The 947-nt window shown below is 44.7% G+C and carries 1 protein-coding gene; it reads left to right on the forward strand.

Features of this window, described 5'->3' with window-relative positions:
- Positions 1-553: 553 nt before the first annotated feature.
- A partial coding sequence (locus GTPT_RS17045) for a restriction endonuclease subunit S (RefSeq protein ID WP_211255096.1) occupies positions 554-947 on the forward strand: 394 nt, incomplete at its 3' end.

Raw genomic sequence — 947 nt, forward strand, 5'->3', positions numbered from 1 at the left:
TCGCGGAGAAGACAGAGCTTTGCTGAAACAACGGGATAAACTGTACCGGAGCGCGAGACAGGCCCATCCTGAAAGGTGGTCTGGCAGAACGAGAAACTGGCAGCCGGAAGGTCCGGTAACGTTAAATCCGGACCGGGAAAAACAGGCGGCTTAAATTAACCGGGGGTGACAACTACCTTGACACTTACCGGTATTAATCAACGGGGTGCAGGTCAACTACAGTGGCAATATGGCGTAAAATCGTTCTTCGGTTCATTCAAAAAAAGAGCGCATTAGGATGCGAAGTGATAACATTCGGGACATATTTCGGGCAAATATTTTCGACTACATTAAAGCCTCCTACAACCGCACTCTGCGCCAGATATCATCTTTGTGGCGTCAGTCAAGAGGACTTCAAAAGACCTCCTTCGTGAGGACAGGATGCATACACGTTGTGGCTCAGCCCGGAGGCTAGTTTAAGTTGACCACTACACTTTTTTGGTGACTAGCTGGATAATGTAGCAAATTAATTGAATGGTTGCTTTGCAACCAAAAACTACGGTACATAAGAACGATGAATGACGATTTCACATCAGAAAAACTGCCAGAGTCTTGGATAAAAGTACCGCTTGGTGAGGTGATCCAACTTCAGTATGGCAAGCCATTGCCCTCTAACATTAGAGTTGAAGGCGGACAGTTCAAAGTTTTTGGTTCAGGTGGCCATGTAGGAAGTCATAACCAAGCGCTGGTCACTGAACCTTGTATCATCGTGGGCCGAAAAGGGAGTGTTGGTAATGTGTTTATTAGTGAACAGCCATGTTGGCCAATTGATACTGTTTACTTTGTAATCCCACCGGCCGGTATAGACATTAAATATCTATTTTATCATTTGATAATTTTAAATTTGGCTCAACTCGATAAGTCGACGGCAATTCCAGGACTGAATCGAGATGATGCATATAAATCTA

The sequence above is a fragment of the Tatumella ptyseos ATCC 33301 genome, assembly GCF_000735525.1.
GTDB lineage: Bacteria > Pseudomonadota > Gammaproteobacteria > Enterobacterales > Enterobacteriaceae > Tatumella > Tatumella ptyseos.